This is a genomic window from Streptomyces sp. NPDC002306 (assembly GCF_053593435.1).
In genome coordinates this window covers 483,285-499,897 of record NZ_JBSFCK010000001.1, presented here as the reverse complement: position 1 = coordinate 499,897, position 16,613 = coordinate 483,285, and the positions used below count along the sequence as shown (strand labels likewise).

Below are 16,613 nucleotides of genomic sequence, written 5' to 3'. Positions count from 1 at the left end.
CGAACACGCACAAAAATGTCAGGTACACGTCATGATCGAGGGATCGAGGAGAGCCGCATGCCATCCCGCACCCCCCGCACCCCCCGCACGCTCCTGACGGCGCTGGCCGCGCTGACGCTGCTGTCCGCCGGACCGGCCTTCGCCGCACCCGCCGCGCGGCCCGCCGCCGCGGCGGCGGTCTGGGACACCGACCGCGCGGCCGCCGCGTACGCCCTGAACCCGGCCGCGGTCACCGCCTCCGGCAGCGAGAACGGCGGCACCACCCCCGGCCTCGCCTTCGACGGCGACGGCGCCACCCGCTGGTCCAGCGACTTCGCCGACAACGCCTGGATCCGGCTCGACCTCGGCGCGACGCTGCGCGTCGACCGGGTCACCCTCGACTGGGAAGCCGCCTACGGGAAGCGTTACGTGCTGGAGGTGTCGAGGAACGGCACCGACTGGACCCCGTTCTTCACCGAGACCGCAGGCACCGGCGGTTCGGTCACCGCGAGCACGTATCCCCAGGAGGCGACCGGCCGTTACGTCCGCCTCAGGGGCCTGGAGCGCGCCACGCCGTACGGCTACTCCCTCTACTCCTTCAAGGTGTACGGCGGCGAGCCCGCGCCCGCGTCGACGACCCGCACCAACCTGGCCCTGAACCACCCGGCCTACTCGAACTACTACCAGCACGCGGGCAACTCACCGGCGTTCGTGACGGACGGCGGCCGGCCCGCGGACCTGAAGGCCGACGCCACCCGGTGGTCCAGTGACTGGAACGCGGACCGCTGGGTCTCGGTCGACCTGGGCGCGACCTCGACGATCGACACCGTCGACCTCTACTGGGAGGCGGCCTTCGCCGTCGACTACCAGCTCCAGGTGTCCGACGACAACCGCACCTGGCGCACGGTCCACCAGCCCTCGGCCGCCGAGATCGCCGCCCGCCGCGCGAACGTCAAGCCGCCGTCCGAGGCCGTCGGCCTCCACGACACCGTGCGCCTGGCACAGCCGGCGACCGGCCGCTACGTCCGCATGCTCGGCAAGGAGCGCCGCTCCTTCTACAACCCCGCCCCCTACACGGCCCAGTTCGGCTACTCGCTCTACGAGTTCGAGGTCTGGGGAACGGGCGGCAGCGCCTCGGCCGCCTACCCCGCCCTCCCCGGCGACCAGTCGGGCGCCTACCGGACGACGTTCTTCGACGACTTCACGGGCACGGCCCTCGACCGTGCCAAGTGGCGTGTCGTACGCACCGGCACGGAGATGGGCCCGGTCAACGGCGAGTCGCAGGCCTACGTCGACTCCACCGACAACGTCCGCACGGAGAACGGCAGCCTGATCCTCCGGTCGAAGTACTGCAAGGGCTGCACCCAGGCGGGCGGCGGCACTTACGACTTCACGTCCGGCCGTATCGACACCAACACGAAGTTCGACTTCACCTACGGTCGGGTCAGCGCCCGGATGAAGCTCCCGGTCGGCGACGGCTTCTGGCCCGCCTTCTGGCTCCTCGGCAGCAACGTCGACAACCCGTCCGTCTCCTGGCCCGCCTCCGGTGAGACCGACATCATGGAGAACATCGGCTACGCCGACTGGACCAGCTCCGCCCTGCACGGCCCCGGCTACTCGGCGGACGGCAACATCGGTGCCCGCCAGACCTACCCGAACGGCGGCCGCGCCGACCAGTGGCACACGTACGCGGTGGAGTGGACCCCGACGGGCATGCGCTTCCTCGTCGACGACCGCCCGGTCCAGGAGACGACCCGCAACAAGCTGGAGTCCACCCGCGGCCAGTGGGTCTTCGACCACCAGCAGTACGTGATCCTCAACCTGGCCCTGGGCGGCGCCTACCCCGCCGGCTGGAACCAGGTCACCACCCCCTACTGGGGCCTGCCCCAGTCCAGCGTCGACCGGATCGCCGCCGGGGGAGCACAGGCGGAGGTGGACTGGGTCCGCGTGGAACAGAAGGGCTGACCGTCCCACACGGCTGCGCTACGGCCGGTGAGGGGGCCTCGCCGAAGGCCGCGGCCCTCGGCGAGGACCCCTGGGGCCCGGCGCACCGCGCGCGGACCGATCCGTACGGTGTGTGAGCGTACGGGCACGTTCTGTGGACGGTACGGCGGTCCTTCCGTCACGCTGGGTGCTGTCGGGTGCGGGGCAGCGATCAGTGTGTGCGGAACCGGAGGTGGCCGCGGATGGACGACGGCGGCAGGGAGTACGACGACGACCGGGCGGGTGGTCAGGAGGACCGCGAGCCGGATCCCTCGGACAGTTTGCGGACGTGGGGCGCCGTGCAGCAGGCGCTGCGGGAGCACGCGGGGTACAGCAGGGCCGAGTTCGCGGACCTGGTCCGGTTCTCCACCCACACCGTGGAGTCGGTGGAGCTGGGGCGGCGGATGCCCGATGTGGCGTTCGTGGAGCGGGCGGACGAGGTGCTGGGGAACACCGGCGCGCTGCGGCGAGGCTCCCGGTTCGTGACACGGGGGCGCGGGGATGTGGGGCTGGCCGCCTGGTTCCGGCGGTGGGCTCGGCTGGAACGGGAGGCGGTCGGCCTGTGCACGTACGAATGCAGGCTGGTGCCGGGCTTGTTGCAGTCGGAGGCGTACGCGCGGGCGGTGTTCGAGGGGACCGTGCCGGTCGCGCCGGACGCGCGGTTGGAGAGCTTCATGGTGAAGCGGATGGAGCGGCAGCGGCTGCTGTTCGAGCGGCCGACGACACCCTTCAGCTTCATCGTCGAGGAGCATGTGTTCCGGCGGCGGTTCGGTGACGCCGAGCAGACGCGGGGCATGTTCGACCATGTGCTGGAGCTGAGCGCACCGCGCAATGTGACGCTCCAGATCGTGCCGTTGGAGGCCGGGTTGCACGCGTGTCTGGATGGGCCGGTGCGACTCCTGGAGACCCCGAAGGGGCAGCGGCTCGGCTACTCCGAAGGCCAGCAGAACGGGCGGCTGATCTCCGACCCGAAAGAGGTGAGTCTGCTCCACCAGCGCTATGACACACTGCGCTCGCAGGCCCTGAACGCCCGGGACTCGCGGGGTCTGTTGGAGCGACTCCGAGGAGAGCTATGAGCGCGACGGAACTGGCGTGGTTCAAGTCCAGCTTCAGCGGCAGCCAGGGTGACGACTGCGTTGAGGTCGCCCTCACCGAACAGGCCGTCTGTGTCAGGGATTCCAAGGACGTGACGCGTCCGCACCTCGTGGTGCCGCGGGCGGGCTGGACGCGGTTCGTGGGGTTCGTGTCGCAGGTGTGAGGCGGTCCTCCGGCGGTGCTCGGCGTCACGAGCACCGCGGGGACGACGGCGGGCGCGGTCAGTTGGCCAGAGCGATCCGCTCGACGTGGGCGACCTCGATGGAGTCGATGTCGGACAGCTCGTGGTCGTCATCGAGTTCGACGTACTCGTCGAAATGCCCGGCGTCGGCCTCCGTCCTGCCGGGGCGGAGATAGGTGGTGCCGATGAACGTCTGGCCGACGAAATCGCCGTCGTCGTCGAAGCCGTTCACGATCACGGAGTAGTTGGCGGGTTCGTCGCCCTTGTTGGTGATCTCGTAGGAGAACATGTATTCGGTGCTGCCGCCGCAGTCGTTGTAGTCGAACTCGTCGATGTCGTCGCACTCCTCGCCGTCTTCGAGGAGGCTGTTCTCGCCCTCCGTGAGCTTGCCGCCCGAGAGCTCGACGTGACTCATGGGGTCGTCGCCGCCCTTGAGGGCCCACCAGGTGACGCCCCCGCCGGCGAGCAGCACCGCGACGACACCGACGGCTATGAAGGCCCGCGTGCGAGAGCGGCGCTGGGGGACGGTCGGGACGAAGGCCGACGGAGGGAAGGCCGGCGGCGCCGGGGGGAACGCGGGCGGGGCGATGGCGCCGGGGACCGGGCCCGGAGCCGGGGGCTCGGGCGTCGTGGCGGGTCTTTCAGGCGTGTTGTCGGTCATGCCGCAACTCCATGTCAGGACGGGATGCGCGGTGTCAGCGCGGGTGGGCGGGGGGTGGGGTGGGAGGGGCGGGGCGCCGGATCAGCTGGAGGGCACGGAAGCCTTGGCCACGCGGTCTCGTGTCGGCTTCCAACGGCGGCCGGTGCCGGCCACCAGCAGCGCTCCGGCGAGGACGGACGTGACGCAGCCGCCCACGAAGACATCGGACTTCTCGTCCGCGAACATGCCGGCGGCGGTCAGTGCGAAGAACACCCCGAAAGCCTGTGGGCCGGTCCCGGAGGGCATCGGGCGCGGCGACCGCCACCTTCTGCGCGGGAGCCACAGACGCAGAAGTTCCGCGGTGGCCGCCAGGGCCAGGAGCCGGGAGGTGACCATGAGCCACACGGAAGCCGTGTTGCCGCCCAGTTCGCCCACCCCCACGACGGTCGTGAGACCGAAGTAGAGGATCGGCAGCAGCCAGCCGAGGCCCGCCCGGACCCCGGGGGCCTGGGCCGGGACCGAGTCCGTCTTCGTGAGATCGACCGGCGGGCGGGGCGACGGCCGGGGCTGGGGCCTCAGCTGTGGCGTGTCCTGCGTGTGCGGAGCGGGGACAGCGGGCAGTGCGCCGACCGGTCGGAGCGCGCGGGACGACCGGCCACGGCGGAAGCGGCGGCCCGCGTCGCCGTACCGGCCCATGTGGAGGGACAGCTCCGACTGAAGAGCGAGGAGATGCTCCGCCATCGCGTCGAACTCGGCCCGGCGTTCCGCGGCGCGGCGCGCGGCAGCGTCTTCGGCGGCGGTGAGGTGTACGAGTGCGTCCGTGTGGAGGCGCGCCGCCTCCGCGCGAGCCGCTTCCGCGAGGTGCGGAACCTTGGCCGGCTCCGCTGTCAGCCGGACGCGTTCGGCCTCGATGATCTCGGCGATGCGGTGGCGTTCGTCCGGGGGGAGTTCACGCGGGGCGCGAGCCTTCGCGCGCGCGACGGCAGCTCGGCGCCAGTCCATCAGAGGGCGGCCCCGGTGTTCGCCGATGCCGTTGATGTGGACCTTGCGGCCATGGGCGCGATGGATGTACAGCACCTCGCCGCCCTTGCCGCCTGGTGCTCTGCCCCAGCTCACCCGGGTGAAGTCGGCCGCCGTGGAGATGCCTTGGGCGGCGAGGGCGCGGACCAGGCCGCTGCCGATGCCGTTGACGTCGCTCGCCGAGAGGCGGGTGCTGTGGAGAGCGCGCTCGACGGACTCACGGCGCAGGATGGCGAGGACTCGCCTTTCCTGGCTGTCGCGTCTGCCGTCGAGGCCGTTCAGCCGACGGGTGAGGGAGCGCTCCTGGCGGACGTGCTTCTCGTGGACGCGTTGCAGCGCCTTGCCGTGGGTGGCTCGCGCGCGGTCACGGTCCCTGGCCGCACGGTCGAGTCGGCGGCGGTCGGCGACCTCGAAGGAGCGGCGCTTGTCGACAAGGCGGCGCAGGGCGCGTATCGCCTCGATCAGGCGGCGGCGTTCGCCGCGTATCTCCGCCGGGGAGGGCGGGACCGGGGTGGGCGCGACCCGCTGTGGAGTGGTGCTGTCGATCAACTGCGTCTCGCCCCTGTGCCGCCGTGCGTGGTGTCGTGTCCGAGCGCGTCTTCGCGCAGGGTGTGGTGACCCTGTGGCTCGGTGAGGCCTGGTCGGCCCGGTCGTGGGACGAGCCGGCCCGATGAGGGCCGCCGGTCCGGGATGTCCGCGTGCATGGAGACGCGGACTCTTCGGACGGGGAAAAGGTTGCACGAGACCGTGGGGCGGCTGTGCCGCCCGGCTCCGGCGGACCAGCTACGACGGACGCGACACCGCGCACGTCGGCGGGCAGGTGACGACGGCGGGAACTCGACGCGATGGCGCGCACTCCGGCGGGCAGGCAGGTGACGACGTGCGCCCGGTGCGGGCTCCGTATCGCCCGCGAAGGAGATACGGAGCCGCCGCCGGGCGCGGGCCGGACGGGGCGAGGCGCTGCCGCGCGGGCGGGCGGGATGCCGTGCCGCGTGGGACGGGTCAGCAGTCCCGCAGTACCGCCGACTGGTTGAGCACCTGCGCCCGCGTCGAGGTGAACCGCGCGTACCGCTCCCCGCCGCGCGCCTGCGGCAGGAACGCCGCCACCCGGTGGCAGTTCTGGAAGGCCAGGGCCACGCCGAAGTGGCGTTCCAGGCTGCCGCGGATGGCGTCGCCGGCGAGGGCGCGCAGAAGCTGGCCGCGCTCCCGCTCGGAGGGCGGCGGGGTCTGGTTGTCGGTGAATTCGGCCGTGCCGGAGCGGAGTTCGGCGGCGAGCGAGGCGATCAGGTCGTAGGCGTAGGGGAGGGACGTGCGGACGGTGTCCACGAAGTCCTCCTCGTGGAGGTCACCGCGCTCGGCTTCGGCGAGGAGCTGGGGGGAGACGTCGAGAGACATGCTGAAGTGTCCTGTCTGTAGTCAAGGAGAGTGGGCGGTCGCGGGAGTCAGACCAGGGCCGTCGGCCCCGGGACGAAGTCCGGGTCCACCTGACGTGCCAGGTCGAGGCCCGTCGCCCGGTCCGCCCACGTCTCGGCGTTGCGCAGATGGAACGCGACGGCGTGGCGCTGGAAGGCCGGCCAGTCCTTGGGGCGGGCGTCGACGGCCGTACGCAGCAGGTTCAGGGCGTGCCGGTTGTGCGGCTCCAGCACGCCGTTCGGACGGCCCTGTTCGGCCGAGCGCACCCAGGGGGAGTGGACGAGGTAGGTGAGGAGGTCGTCGCCCACCTCCTCCTTGAGAAAGAGGAGATCCTCCTCGCCGGTCACCTTGTTGCCGACCACCACGACCGGGATCCCGAACTCCCGGGCGTGGTCGCGGTACTGGCGGTAGACGGAGACGCCCTTGCGGGTCGGCTCCGCCACCAGGAAGGTCAGGTCGAAGCGGGTGAACAGGCCGGAGGCGAACGCGTCCGCGCCCGCCGTCATGTCGACGACCACGTACTCGCCGGGCCCGTCGACCAGATGGTTCAGATACAGCTCCACCGCGCCCAGCTTGGAGTGGTAGCACGAGACTCCGAGGTCGGCCTCGTCGAAGGCGCCCGTCACCATCAGCGGTACGTCGCCCACACGCTGGACGTGGCGGGTGTGCACCTCGTCGTCGCCCAGGAGGCGCAGCAGTCGTGAACCGCGCCCCGGCGGGGTGGTCTTGACCATGACCTCGCGGGAGGCGATGCGGGGGTTGGCGCCCCGCAGGTAGTCCTTGAGCTCGCCCAGGTGCGCGCTCAGGGGTGGAGCGGTGAACGGCTCGTCGTGGCGGCCGAGCGCCTCGGCGAGGTGTTGGTTGATGTCGCCGTCGAGGGCGAGCACGGGTGCGCCGGAGCGCGCCAGGCGGCGGGAGAAGAGCGCCGACAGGGTGGTCTTGCCGCTGCCGCCCTTGCCGACGAACGCGACGCGCACTACCGCCCGGCCTCTGTGTTGAAAATGAATGTCATGTTGCTAGGTTTAGAGCGTGCCCCTGAGCCCCGTCAAATCGACACGCGAGGCGCGCGGACGGGGAAACCCCGCCGCCCGGCCGACCGCTCCTGGCCGTCGTCCCGGTGCGCGCGCCCCGGCCGCCGCGTCGCGCGCGGACCACCGCGTCGCGCCGCGACACGACGCCGCGTCGGCGCCACGCGTACCCGTCGTCCGTGGGAGGATCCCGGACCATGAGCGCGTCCCCGGCGGTACGGAGCCTGCGCGCCGCGGTGTTCGCCGCGGTGTGCGTGCTGCTCGCCGCCGCCGGACACGGCCTCGCCACCGGGAACGTGCCACCGCTGTGGGCGGACGGCGCCGGCTTCCTGGCCGTCTTCGCGGCCGGATGGCTGCTCGGCGGACGCGAGCGGTCCCTGCCGGGCATCGGCACGGCCATGCTCGCCACCCAGGCGGGACTGCACATCGCCTTCTCCCACGCCACCGCTCCCGCCGCGCACATGGCCGACATGGCGCACATGGGCCACATGGCGCACATGACACACCTGCACGGCGGCGACGGCCACCCGGTCACCCAGGCGCACGCCATGAACCCGGGCGTGGTCGCCGCCCACGTCCTCGCCGCGCTGGTCGCCTCCTGGTGGCTGCGGCGCGGGGAGGCGGCCGTGTGGTCACTGCTGCGGTGGGCGGTCACCTTCCTGCCCGGACTCGTGGCCTGGTGGCGCGCCCCGGCCGCGCCGCCTCCGCTGCCCATCGCCGGCCGCGCGCCGGTCGGCACGCTCCCGCCGCGGACGCTGCTGCTCCGGCACGCGGTGAGCCGCCGCGGCCCGCCCACCTGGATCCCGTACGCCAGTTGACCCCCCGCCACACTCTTCCGTACGGAGATCCACTCACCCATGTCCCTCACCCGTGCCACCACCCTGCGCCGCGCCGGTCTCGTCACCGTGCTCGCCGCCGCCGGCGTGCTCGCCGCGGCCGGTGTCGCCTCCGCGCACGTCACCGTCCACCCGGAGAGCTACGAGAAGGGCGCCACCGACGGCGTCCTGACCTTCCGGGTCCCCAACGAGGACGACTCCGCGAGCACCACGAAGGTCCAGGTGTTCTTGCCGACCGACCACCCCGTGCTCGGCGTGCTCGTCAGCCCGCACGACGGCTGGACCGCGAAGGTGACCACCACCAAGCTCAAGACGCCGTTCAAGACCGACGACGGCACCATCACCGAAGCCGTCTCCGAGATCACCTGGACCGGCGGGAAGATCGGGGCCGGGCAGTTCGAGGACTTCGACGTCGCCTTCGGTGAACTGCCTGAGGACACCGACCAACTGGCCTTCAAGACCTTGCAGACCTACTCCGACGGCAACGTCGTCCGCTGGATCGAGGAGGAGCAGCCGGGCGCGGAGGAGCCGGAGAACCCGGCACCGGTCCTCGAACTGACGGCGAGCGAGGACGACGACGAGCCGACCCCGGCCGCGGCCGCGAAGAGCTCCGCACCGGCGGGCTCCGCCGCTGCCACCACCAACGCCTCCGCCAGTGACTCCACCGCGCGCGGCCTGGGCGTCGCCGGTCTGGTCGTCGGCGTACTCGGACTGGCCGCGGCGGCCTTCGCGTTCGTCCGCACCCGTTCCGCACGCTCGTAAAGACGGCGACGGTGACGGCGGCAGCCACAGCGACGGCGGCGGCCACCGCGATGTGACGCCGAGCGGCGCCGGAGGAAAGCCGAAGGGCCCGGACCACCAGGGGTGATCCGGGCCCTACGGCCGTCCGTCCGTCGATCGGGGCGGACGGCGGACGACTCAGCGCGCGGCCAGTTCCAGCACCTTCCCGGACGGGGCGGGAGCCGCCTGCTCCGATATGCGCGAGGCCCGCCACAGCCACAGCACGTCCCGGCCGAACGACCACACCAGCAGCCCCAGCGCCAGCAGCGCCACCCCGAAGTTCGCCGCGTACGGCAGCAGATCGGCGCCCGCCAGGAGCAACAGGACGCCCTGGAGCGCGGCGACCGTCTTGCGGGCGGTGCTCGGCGGCAGGGCCGCGTTCAGCCACGGCCACACCCGGGCGGCCGCCACGAAGGCGTAGCGCATACCGCCGATGAGCAGCACCCAGGGGCCCAGTTCCATGGAGACGTAGACGCTGAGCACCAGGATCAGGAACGCGTCGACCTCCATGTCGAACCGGGCGCCCAGCGCGGTCGACGTGCCCGTGCGGCGGGCCACCTTGCCGTCCACGCCGTCCAGGATCAGGGCCACGGCCGTCAGGCCGACCAGGAGCGTGACCGGCGGCGCGCTCTCGAAGGAGTCCGCCACCAGCGCGGTCACCCCGCCGACCAGGGTGGCCCGGCCGAGGGTGACCCGATTCGCCGGGCCGAAGGAACGCAGCCGGGAACGGTGCAGGGCCCGCGACAGCACCGCCCAGCTCGCGATCGCGAACGCCAGGCCGGTCAGCCAGCCGGCCGGCCCCATGCCGATCGCCGTGCCGAGCAGAGCCAGCAGCAGGATCTGTACGCCCGCTCCCACAGCGGTCTCCTGCTGGACCAGCCTTGCGTCGTAAGTGTTGTTCAGGGCCACCGCACATCCTCCGGCCGAGTGACAGAGTCGATCAACGCCGCGTACTGTGCGCGGCCTGTGCACATCTCGGTACGTGAACCACGTGTCGATCGTTCAGGAGGATGTCGATGAACCGTTCAGCCCGCGCGTTCTGGCTGCGCTCGCCGGGCCACGGCGAGCTGCGCGACCTCACCCTCCCGGAGCCCGCCGAGGGCGAGGTGACCGTGCGTGCGCTGTGGTCCGGGATCAGCCGCGGCACGGAGACGCTCGTCTTCCGCGGCGGGGTCCCGGCCGGCCAGCGCGCGGCCATGCGGGCCCCCTTCCAGGACGGCGACTTCCCCGGCCCGGTCAAGTACGGCTACCTCAGCGTCGGCATCGTGGAGGAGGGCCCGGACGAGCTGGTCGGCCGTACGGTCTTCTGCCTCTACCCGCACCAGACGCGCTACGTCGTGCCGGTGAGCGCCGTGACACCGGTGCCGGACACCGTGCCCGCCGAGCGGGCCGTGCTGGCCGGCACGGTGGAGACCGCGGTGAACGCGCTGTGGGACGCGGCCCCCCTGGTCGGCGACCGCGTCGCCGTGGTCGGCGGCGGCATGGTCGGCTGCTCGGTGGCCGCCCTGCTGGCCCGGTTCCCGGGCGTACGCGTCCAGCTCGTCGACGCCGACCCGGCGCGGGCCGCGGTCGCCGAGGCCCTCGGCGTCGGCTTCGCCACCCCCGAGCGAGCCCTCGGCGAGTGCGACCTGGTCGTCCACGCCAGCGCCACGGAACAGGGCCTCACCCGGTCGCTGGAGCTGCTCGCCGCCGAGGGCACGGTCGTCGAACTGAGCTGGTACGGCGACCGGAAGGTCACCCTCCCGCTCGGCGAGGCCTTCCACTCGCGGCGGCTCACCCTCCGCGGCAGCCAGGTCGGCACCGTCTCACCGGCCCGCGCCAACCGCAGCTACGCCGACCGGCTGGCCCTCGCCCTCGACCTCCTCGCCGACCCCGCGCTGGACGCGCTCGTCACGGGCGAGTCGGCTTTCGAGGACCTCCCGGAGGTGATGCCGAAGATCGCCTCCGGCGAGATTCCGGCGCTGTGTCACCGGGTCCGGTACGACAAGAGCGCCTGACCTGAGAAAAGAGTGGGATCCGGCTGAACACGGGGAAGTGAAGAGCCGTACTACACGGCACCCCGGTGGACATCAGCCGGGGACCAGACGTGCCGCACCTGGAGGGTCGTCCGTTGTTCAGTGTCACTGTCCGCGATCACATCATGATCGCCCACAGCTTCCACGGTGAGGTCTTCGGACCCGCTCAGCGCCTGCACGGAGCTACGTTCCTGGTGGACGCCAGCTTCCGGCGCGAGGAGCTGGACGACGACAACATCGTCGTCGACATCGGTCTGGCCACCCAGGAACTCGGGGCCGTCGTCAGCGAGCTGAACTTCAGAAACCTCGACAACGAGCCCGACTTCGCCGGTATCAACACCTCGACGGAGTTCCTGGCCAAGGTCATCGCCGACCGGCTCGCCGACCAGATCCACAAGGGCGCGCTCGGCGAGGGCGCCCGGGGCCTGACGGGGATCTCCGTCACCCTGCACGAGTCGCACGTCGCCTGGGCGAGTTACGAGCGTGGGCTGTGACCGACACGACCATCGGCCCGGCGCCCCTCGCCTATGTGCCCGTGCAGACCGTGGCCCGGCAGAACGGCGAGATCATCCCCATGTCCCTGCGCTCCGTGCACTTCGTGCTGCCGGGCGGTGTCGACGACCCGGCCGCGCCCAGTGGCGGCAACGCCTACGACCGCCGGGTCAGCCTCGACCTCCCCGGCTTCGGCTGGCAGGTGCACAAGCACGCGGTGGACGGCGCCTGGCCCCGCCCCGGTGTGGCCGCCCGCGCGGAACTGGCGCGCACGCTCAGCCAGTTGCCCGACGGGTCGGTCGTCCTGCTGGACGGGATCGTCGCCTGCGGGGTCCCGGAGATCGTCGTCCCGGAGGCCGAACGCCTGCGGCTCGCGGTCCTCGTCCACCTCCCGCTCGGCGACGAGACGGGCCTCGCGCCCGACGTGGCCGCCGACCTGGACACCCGCGAGCGCACCGTGCTGCGCGCGGTCCCCGCGGTGATCGCCACCAGCGACTGGGCGGTCCGCCGTCTCATCTCCCACCACGGTCTCCTGCCCGAACGGGTCCATGTCGCCGCCCCCGGCGCCGACATCGCCCCCCTCGCCTCCGGCACCGACGGCGTCTCCCGGCTGCTGTGCGTCGCCGCGGTCACCCCGCGCAAGGGCCAGCACCGCCTGGTCGAGGCGCTCGCCGCGGCGGCCGACCTGCCGTGGAGCTGCGTGTGCGTGGGCGGCCTCGGCCAGGACCCCGAGTACGTCGCCCATCTGCGCACCCTGATCCGCGAGCACGGCCTCGAGGACCGGCTGCACCTCGCCGGACCGCAGGTCGGCGCCGAACTCGACGCCAGCTACGCCGCCGCCGACCTGATGGTCCTCACCTCCTACGCCGAGACGTACGGCATGGCGGTCACCGAGGCGCTCGCGCGCGGTATCCCGGTGCTGGCCACCGACGTCGGCGGGCTCCCGGAAGCGGTGGGCCGCGCCCCCGACGGGGGTGTCCCCGGCATCCTCGTCCCGCCGGAGAACCCCGCCGCCCTCGCCGCCGAACTGCGCGGCTGGTTCGGCGAGGCGGACGTACGGCGCCGCCTGAAGGCCGCCGCGCGCAGCCGGCGCGCCGCCCTCGGCGGCTGGGCGACGACCGCCAAGACCCTCGCCGGCGTACTGGGCCGGCTTCCCAGCGAACCCCGGAGGGCGGCATGAGGAAGACCACGGCGACACCGGCGGACCTGGCGCGGCGCGCCCGGGGGATCCCGGCCCAGCCGGGCCCCCGACAGGCGGCGGACACGGCGAGCACCGTGACCACCGAGGACGCGGTGACCACGGCGAACACGGTGACCACGACCGAGACGGTGACGACGACCGGCACGGTGGACACGACCGAGACGGTGGACACGACCGACGGCAAGGGAGCGGCGTACGCCGTGGAGAACGTGATCGCAGGCGCCGGTCCCGTCGGCCGGACGGAGGAGCGGGCCACCGTGCGACTGCGGGAGACCGGCCCCGACGAACCGCCCCGCTACGCCCCCGAGTGGCTGGAACTGCGCGAAAGCGCCGACGCCGTGGCGCGGTCGGTGGACCTGCTGGACCCGCTGCGCGCCCGGCTCGCCGACCTGCCCGGCCGGTCCGGGTCCGTCATCCACGACCTGGGCTGCGGCACCGGCTCGATGGGCCGCTGGCTGGCCCCCCGCCTCGACGGCGCCCAGCACTGGGTCCTGCACGACCGCGACCCCTATCTGCTCCACTTCGCCGCCGTGGCCTCGCCGCGCTCCGCCGCCGACGGCAGCCGGATCACCGTCGAGACCCGGCGCGGCGACGTCGCCCGGCTGACCCCGGACGCCCTCGTCGGCGCCTCGCTGGTGACGGCCTCGGCGCTGCTGGACGTACTGACCCGCGAGGAGATCGACACCCTCGCCGTCGCCTGTGCGGGCGCCGGCTGCCCGGCCCTGCTGACGCTGTCCGTCGCCGGACGCGTCGAACTCACCCCCGCCGACCCGCTGGACGCGGAGATCACCGCGGCCTTCAACGCCCACCAGCGGCGAGGCGGCCTGCTCGGCCCGGACGCCGTCACGGTCGCCTGCGAGGCCTTCGCCGCGCACGGCGCGACGGTGAAGCTGCACCCGAGCGCCTGGCGGCTCGGCCCCGACGACGCCGCGCTGACGGCCCAGTGGCTGCGCGGCTGGGTCGGCGCCGCCGTCGAGGAGCGGCCCGAACTGGCCGCCCGCGCCGAGCAGTACCTCGCGGCCCGGCTGGCCGCCTGCGCGGCCGGTGAGCTGAGCGTCGTCGTCCACCACAGCGACCTGCTGGCGCTACCCGGGCCGACGGGCGGAGCCTCGTCATGACCGCGGAGACGGTGAGCGCGCAGGCCGTCGCCGCGACGCGGCCCCCGACGCAGGCGACCCGGACCGGCGCGGGCCGAACGCCCGCGCGGGCCGCTGGTTCCGAGGCCGTCGTCGTCTCCGCTGCCGCCGGTGCCGAGGGCCGTGCCGCGTCCTGCGCGGTCGCCGTCTCCGCCGCTGAGGTCCCCGTCTCCTCCGCCGAGGTTTCCGTCGTCGCGCAGCGCTCCCGCGGCCGGTTCTCCCGGGCCGTCCGTACCCATCTGGGCACCGTCGCCGGAGTCGCGATCCTCGGTGTGCTGTCGTGGCGGCTGGGAACGGGCGTCTTCCTGGACGGGCTGCGCCGGATCGACGCCGTGACCCTGCTCGTCTCGGTCGCGATCGGCGCCGTCACGACGGTGTTCAGCGCCTGGCGCTGGGCGCTCGTCGCCAGGGGCCTGCGGCTGCGGCTGCCGTTCGGCCCCGCGGTGGCCGACTACTACCGCGCGCTGTTCCTGAACGCGGCCCTGCCCGGGGGCGTCCTCGGCGATGTGCACCGGGCCGTCCGGCACGGGCAGAGCGCCGGTGACGTCGGGCGCGGGGTACGGGCCGTGGTGCTGGAGCGGGTAGCGGGGCAGATCGCGCTCGCGGTGGCCGGAGCGGCGATCCTGCTGACGCTGCCGTCCCCCGTCAGGGACGAGACCCGGCACCTCGTACCGCTCGCGGCCCTCGGCGCGCTGGGCGCCCTGGCCGTCGTCCTCGCCCTGCGCATGAACCGCGCGCCGTCCGCCTCCCGTCGCGGGCGGGCGCTGCGGGCGACGCTCGCCGAGGCACGCGAGGGGCTGACGTCGCGCCGCAACGGGCCGGGCGTCGCCCTGTCCTCCCTGGTCGTGCTGGCCGGCCACCTCACGATGTTCGTGCTGGCCGCCCGGGTCGTCGGGGTCGGCGCCTCCGTCCCCGTGCTGCTGCCGCTGGCCGTCCTCGCCCTGGTCGCCATGGGGGTGCCCCTGAACGTCGGCGGCTTCGGCCCCCGCGAGGGCGTCACCGTCTGGGCGTTCGGCGCCGCCGGGCTCGGCGCGAGCAGCGGGCTGGCCGTCGCCGTCGTGTACGGCGTCCTCAGCTTCGTGGCCGCCCTGCCGGGCGCGCTGGTCCTGGTCGTCCGCTGGTACCAGGGACTCAGGGCCCCGGCGTCCGGCACCGCGGTGGCGGACCCGGCGACCGACGACCGTACGACCGACGAGCGTACGGCCAGCGACGGTACGTCCGACGACCGCGCCCCCACAGCCGGCGACCGCACACCCGACGGGGACTATCCGCGCCCGTCGTCCGCGCCCGCGATGACCGCGTCCGTGGCGCCTTCACCGTGCGCGGCGTCGGAGCCGTCCTTGCCGCCGAGCAGTGCGAAATACGCGCCGAAGGAATCGGTCAGGCTCGCCAACAGTGCCTTTCCCTTTTCCGCGGAACCCAGCGAAGGGCGGCCGATGACACCCGAATCGGTATAGGCGGACATTCCCGTGGTGAGGAGATGACGACGGTCGTCCGCGACGAAATCCGCGGACTCGTAACCAGGACGGATCAATTCTGGATGAGCGTGCAACAGGATGGAGGCCTCGATCTCCCCCGCGTGCATGTCGGTCAGCAGCGAGGTCTGTACCCCGGCCCGCTCCCGCGCCGTCTCCCAGTCCTCGGCGGCCGGGAACAGGGCCATCCGCTCCCCGCGCGCGGAGGACTCCTGGACGACGTTGCCCAGGACGTAGTTGCCGCCGTGCCCGTTGACCACCACGAGGGTGTCCACGCCCGACCGGCGCAGCGAGTCGGCGATGTCGCGTACCACCGCGTGCAGGGTCACGGCGGAGATGCTGACGGTGCCCGGCCAGGCCGCGTGCTCGTGCGAACAGGAGATCGTCACCGGCGGAAGGAGGTGCACCGGGTACGCGTCGGCGATGTCCCGGGCCACGGCACAGGCGACCAGGGTGTCGGTCGCCAGCGGCAGGAACGGACCGTGCTGCTCGAAGCTGCCGACGGGAAGGACGGCGATCTGTGTTGAGACGCTCGCCCCCCGCGTCCGTACGTCTTCCGTAGTGTCCGCCGGCAAACCGTAGGCCGCCGTACGCGCGCCCGAACCACTCATTTCTTCACGGCCTTTCGTCTCTGCTTAGGAATCAGATCATGACAGAAAAAATCGGCGTACTCGGCAAGAAGTCCCCACAGCGCACGGGCGTGGAACGCATCGTGAATGCCCCGCTGCCCACCGTGTACGGGAAATTCCAGGCGATCGGTTACCTCGACCATGACCGCGGTGACGAGCAAGTGGCCCTCGTCTACGGCGAGATCGGTTCCGAGAACGTCCTCACCCGGCTGCACTCGGAGTGCCTCACCGGTGACGCCTTCGGCTCCCAGCACTGCGAGTGCGGCGACCAGCTCGCCTCCGCGCTGCGTGCGGTGGCCGCCGAAGGGAGCGGCATCGTCGTCTACTTGAGGGGTCACGAGGGCCGCGGCATCGGCCTGCTCGGCAAGCTGCGCGCGATGGCCCTCCAGGCCGAGGGACTGGACACGGTCGAGGCGAACCTCGCGCTGGGCCTGCCGGTCGACGCCCGCGACTACGGTGTGGCCGCCGGGATCCTGCGCGACCTCGGGGTGCGCTCCGTCCGGCTGATGTCCAACAACCCGCGCAAGCGGGAGGATCTGCTGCGGCACGGCATCGAGGTCGCCGAGCAGGTACCGCTGTTGATCCCGCCGTGCGAGAACAACATCACCTATCTCAGGACCAAGCGGGAGCGTCTCGACCACCACCTTCCCCACCTCGACGCGGTGGCGCACTGGTCCTGACCCCGCTCCTGGCGGTGTCCTGACCCACCG

General features: G+C 72.7%; 16 protein-coding genes and 1 pseudogene. 11 read left to right on the top strand and 6 right to left on the bottom strand.

What is annotated here, in order from left to right; genetic code table 11:
- Positions 1 to 57 precede the first annotated feature (57 nt).
- From ACWCQK_RS02190 to ACWCQK_RS02180, 3 genes are all read left to right on the top strand, one after another.
- Positions 58 to 1,944 (top strand): discoidin domain-containing protein, encoded by a 1,887-nt coding sequence (locus ACWCQK_RS02190; RefSeq protein WP_451150892.1) that lies wholly within the window; start codon positions 58 to 60, stop codon positions 1,942 to 1,944.
- Between the two features lie 221 nt (positions 1,945 to 2,165).
- Complete coding sequence (locus tag ACWCQK_RS02185) at positions 2,166 to 3,038, top strand: helix-turn-helix domain-containing protein (protein WP_451150890.1); 873 nt, start codon at positions 2,166 to 2,168, stop codon at positions 3,036 to 3,038.
- On the top strand, positions 3,035 to 3,220 hold the full coding sequence (locus tag ACWCQK_RS02180; RefSeq protein ID WP_451150888.1) for a DUF397 domain-containing protein: 186 nt from the start codon (positions 3,035 to 3,037) through the stop codon (positions 3,218 to 3,220). The genes ACWCQK_RS02185 and ACWCQK_RS02180 overlap by 4 nt, the downstream gene beginning before the upstream one ends.
- Positions 3,221 to 3,278: 58 nt before the next feature.
- Here the strand turns inward: ACWCQK_RS02180 and ACWCQK_RS02175 are convergent, their stop codons facing one another.
- From ACWCQK_RS02175 to ACWCQK_RS02160, 4 genes are all read right to left on the bottom strand, one after another.
- Entirely contained in the window at positions 3,279 to 3,899 is a 621-nt protein-coding gene (locus tag ACWCQK_RS02175; protein WP_451150886.1) for a hypothetical protein, read from the bottom strand.
- An 81-nt stretch (positions 3,900 to 3,980) separates the two neighbouring features.
- The gene (locus ACWCQK_RS02170; RefSeq protein ID WP_451150884.1) at positions 3,981 to 5,447 is read right to left on the bottom strand and encodes a hypothetical protein; all 1,467 of its coding nucleotides are present in this window, start codon (positions 5,445 to 5,447) and stop codon (positions 3,981 to 3,983) included.
- Positions 5,448 to 5,900: 453 nt separating this feature from the next.
- Positions 5,901 to 6,293: an SCO5389 family protein gene (locus ACWCQK_RS02165; RefSeq protein ID WP_451150882.1), complete on the bottom strand. Its 393-nt coding sequence runs from the start codon at positions 6,291 to 6,293 to the stop codon at positions 5,901 to 5,903.
- Positions 6,294 to 6,340: 47 nt separating this feature from the next.
- On the bottom strand, positions 6,341 to 7,288 hold the full coding sequence (locus ACWCQK_RS02160; RefSeq protein ID WP_451150880.1) for an ATP-binding protein: 948 nt from the start codon (positions 7,286 to 7,288) through the stop codon (positions 6,341 to 6,343).
- A 248-nt stretch (positions 7,289 to 7,536) separates the two neighbouring features.
- On the opposite strand from ACWCQK_RS02160, the gene ACWCQK_RS02155 reads away from it, so the two are divergent.
- Positions 7,537 to 8,157, top strand: a complete 621-nt coding sequence (locus ACWCQK_RS02155) for a hypothetical protein (RefSeq protein WP_451150878.1) — start codon at positions 7,537 to 7,539, stop codon at positions 8,155 to 8,157.
- 39 nt (positions 8,158 to 8,196) lie between these two features.
- Entirely contained in the window at positions 8,197 to 8,937 is a 741-nt protein-coding gene (locus ACWCQK_RS02150) for a YcnI family copper-binding membrane protein (RefSeq protein WP_451150876.1), read from the top strand.
- 156 nt (positions 8,938 to 9,093) lie between these two features.
- Here the strand turns inward: ACWCQK_RS02150 and ACWCQK_RS02145 are convergent, their stop codons facing one another.
- Positions 9,094 to 9,864: a CDP-alcohol phosphatidyltransferase family protein gene (locus ACWCQK_RS02145; protein ID WP_451150874.1), complete on the bottom strand. Its 771-nt coding sequence runs from the start codon at positions 9,862 to 9,864 to the stop codon at positions 9,094 to 9,096.
- Between the two features lie 107 nt (positions 9,865 to 9,971).
- Between ACWCQK_RS02145 and ACWCQK_RS02140 the strand changes: the two genes are divergently transcribed.
- The 5 genes and pseudogenes from ACWCQK_RS02140 to ACWCQK_RS02120 form a co-directional block, all read left to right on the top strand.
- Positions 9,972 to 10,952 carry a dehydrogenase gene (locus ACWCQK_RS02140; protein WP_451150872.1) on the top strand — a complete coding sequence of 327 codons (981 nt, stop codon included), beginning with the start codon at positions 9,972 to 9,974 and terminating at the stop codon, positions 10,950 to 10,952.
- Positions 10,953 to 11,065: 113 nt separating this feature from the next.
- Positions 11,066 to 11,464 carry a 6-pyruvoyl trahydropterin synthase family protein gene (locus tag ACWCQK_RS02135; protein WP_451150870.1) on the top strand — a complete coding sequence of 133 codons (399 nt, stop codon included), beginning with the start codon at positions 11,066 to 11,068 and terminating at the stop codon, positions 11,462 to 11,464.
- Entirely contained in the window at positions 11,461 to 12,642 is a 1,182-nt protein-coding gene (locus tag ACWCQK_RS02130; RefSeq protein ID WP_451150868.1) for a glycosyltransferase family 4 protein, read from the top strand. Before ACWCQK_RS02135 ends, ACWCQK_RS02130 begins: the two co-directional genes overlap by 4 nt.
- Entirely contained in the window at positions 12,639 to 13,781 is a 1,143-nt protein-coding gene (locus tag ACWCQK_RS02125; protein ID WP_451150866.1) for a trans-aconitate methyltransferase, read from the top strand. The genes ACWCQK_RS02130 and ACWCQK_RS02125 overlap by 4 nt, the downstream gene beginning before the upstream one ends.
- Positions 13,778 to 14,836 (top strand): annotated as a pseudogene (locus ACWCQK_RS02120) (lysylphosphatidylglycerol synthase transmembrane domain-containing protein); the annotation flags it as partial. The gene ACWCQK_RS02125 and the pseudogene ACWCQK_RS02120, both read left to right, overlap by 4 nt.
- A 227-nt stretch (positions 14,837 to 15,063) precedes the next feature.
- Here ACWCQK_RS02120 and ACWCQK_RS02115 read toward each other — a convergent pair.
- Positions 15,064 to 15,885, bottom strand: coding sequence for a creatininase family protein (locus ACWCQK_RS02115; protein ID WP_451150864.1), 822 nt, complete (start codon positions 15,883 to 15,885; stop codon positions 15,064 to 15,066).
- 38 nt (positions 15,886 to 15,923) lie between these two features.
- Between ACWCQK_RS02115 and ribA the strand changes: the two genes are divergently transcribed.
- Positions 15,924 to 16,583: a GTP cyclohydrolase II gene (gene ribA / locus ACWCQK_RS02110; RefSeq protein WP_451150862.1), complete on the top strand. Its 660-nt coding sequence runs from the start codon at positions 15,924 to 15,926 to the stop codon at positions 16,581 to 16,583.
- Positions 16,584 to 16,613: the final 30 nt, after the last annotated feature.